At 48.0% G+C, this 1,907-nt stretch carries 4 protein-coding genes and 1 pseudogene; all 5 read right to left on the reverse strand.

All coding sequences use genetic code 11. From position 1 onward, the window contains the following. A pseudogene (locus tag FW758_RS24310) lies at positions 1 to 291 on the reverse strand (hypothetical protein); the annotation flags it as partial. Further along, positions 288 to 848 (reverse strand): lysozyme, encoded by a 561-nt coding sequence (locus FW758_RS24315; protein ID WP_432376935.1) that lies wholly within the window; start codon positions 846 to 848, stop codon positions 288 to 290. The pseudogene FW758_RS24310 and the gene FW758_RS24315, both read right to left, overlap by 4 nt. Next, positions 838 to 1,146: a hypothetical protein gene (locus FW758_RS24320; RefSeq protein WP_432376934.1), complete on the reverse strand. Its 309-nt coding sequence runs from the start codon at positions 1,144 to 1,146 to the stop codon at positions 838 to 840. The genes FW758_RS24315 and FW758_RS24320 overlap by 11 nt, the downstream gene beginning before the upstream one ends. Positions 1,147 to 1,225: 79 nt before the next feature. Beyond that, complete coding sequence (locus FW758_RS24325; RefSeq protein WP_263178258.1) at positions 1,226 to 1,669, reverse strand: hypothetical protein; 444 nt, start codon at positions 1,667 to 1,669, stop codon at positions 1,226 to 1,228. A gap of 114 nt (positions 1,670 to 1,783) precedes the next feature. Further along, positions 1,784 to 1,907 (reverse strand): Mor transcription activator family protein (locus tag FW758_RS24330; RefSeq protein WP_446446791.1); only part of this gene is annotated, 124 nt, incomplete at its 5' end.

Genomic DNA, 1,907 nt, shown 5'->3' on the forward strand with positions numbered 1-1,907 from the left:
GTTTTTAAGGGCGTGATGGCGGCCCATTAGCTCTGCCTTTTGCAGCGAGACTTGCTGTAATTGCAAGGCAAGCTGCTCTGACTCAGCAGCTAATGCGGCCTTATCGGCATTGGATTTGCGCAAGCTATCAGCCAAGTTATCAGCATCGGTTTGCAGCGTTGATTTATCCGCGAGAGCTTGGGTAAGTTGGCTTCTTGTCGTGGCTAATTGGTATTGAGCTAAACAAAGCACTGCCACAAAAAGCGACACAATCAACCATTGAATGGCGATACTAATTTGGGAGGGCGTCATTGCGTTACCCCTCCGGCCATGAGTTCGCTTAGGCAAATGCTTTGCTCTTCTGCACGGCGCTTGATGAGGCCATTTAGGCGCACCTTGTTACCGAATAGGTCGGTGCCATACGTCCAGCCATTACAGACGCGCTCACCCGTTTGCTTATTGGTTGAACAGGCTTGGGTTAGCTCTTTGCACGCGCCCACTCTGTCGCCCGCTAACAGCTTTTTACGCAAGGTTGAGCTAGCAAAGTTGCCGTATCCCGCCCAGTGCAAAAACGATAAATAGGCGGCGTGCTCGCTGTGGGTGAGCGTTACTGGCGCGGTGAGGCTGAGCAGCTGCTTATCTTCCTTGGCGATATCCTTGGCAAAGATCTCCATGCATTGCTGCTCGGTGAAGGTTTGATCAAGCTTTAAGTCTTTGCTCGTATGGCCACGGCAAGCGGTCAGCACGCCCACCGCATCGACATAGACGCTCAGGCTATTGCCTTCCCATTTATCGGTAAGCTGTGCGCCCGTGATGGCCGCAGAACTTAAGCCTGCGGCCAGTAAAATCGCCTTGAGTTTACTGTTCATTAGGCACCGCCATAGCTTGTGCTTTAGCTCGTTTACGCGCTTTTAAAATGTCCAGATGGGTGACGGCTTGCCAGCCTTGATCAAAGTAGCTTTGGCGGGTGAGGCTGTGACTGTACAAAGGCAGGGTAGCAGGCCCATTGCCCGTGAGATCAGCCGCTAACTCTGCACGGATACGGGCATTAAAACCGTCTTTGGCGCACTGGCGATAGACTCGGCTTTGTATGCGTTTGGGCTGCGCATTCGCAATCGGCATACTGTTAACGCCGCTACGAAAGTTATTGTGGGTGACAAAGGCCATAAAAAAACCGAGACAGTGAACATGGGTTCATTGTCTCGGCTTAAGGGTTTGGAGCGGATTGGAAAGGTTTCGGGATTAGTTATGGCTGAATGACTCGCTCAGGAATACTTTGCTGAAATGGGCTAAGTTTCTTACCTGTATGATTTAAAAAACAACGATAGTCATCTGTTCCGGCATAAGCCCCATAACTGTTTCTAGCATTAATACTGAGAATAAGCACCTTTCTCAAACCGCTCCCATCTTCAATAATATCAGTCCGATGCGATTCAACTCGTAAAGACTGGCGGTCTTTCCATTGATATTCTGTTTTAAGTAACTCAACACATTCTTGCACAAGGTCATAAGTATCAAACGGTTTAGGTTCATTTTGTGAAGGCTTAACTTCAACTACCTCGGCATCGTCAGCACAAGGCATTTGGCTATAAGTCTCAACGCCATCAATAGTACATTTAAAAATTTCAGCTTTTACAGCAAAGCTGTTGATACCTAGTACTAATGCGGTCAGTAATGTCCATTTCACCATGATTCAACGTCCTATTAATTCCCAATACTTCGCGTTACTTTTTGCTGAGTTTATCGCCAAAAGAGACGAATAAAAAGGGCTACCTACTGGTAGCCCTGTGATATAGATTCGATTTCAAAACAACCGCCTTTGCTTTCTTGCGACAAATGCTGCGCGCTGTTCGGCCACAATCTCGCTCACTCTTCGCTCGGTTAAGCCATAATCGCGGCTTAATTGTTCAAGGTTGTTGCCCTTAAAT

The sequence above is a fragment of the Shewanella sp. 1180_01 genome (assembly GCF_052850535.1).

Coding starts and splice junctions, on each gene's coding strand:
- FW758_RS24315 (WP_432376935.1), bottom strand. CDS start 848: ATGAACAGTAAACTCAAGGCGATTTTACTGGCCGCAGGCTTAAGTTCT.
- FW758_RS24320 (WP_432376934.1), bottom strand. CDS start 1,146: ATGGCCTTTGTCACCCACAATAACTTTCGTAGCGGCGTTAACAGTATG.
- FW758_RS24325 (WP_263178258.1), bottom strand. CDS start 1,669: ATGGTGAAATGGACATTACTGACCGCATTAGTACTAGGTATCAACAGC.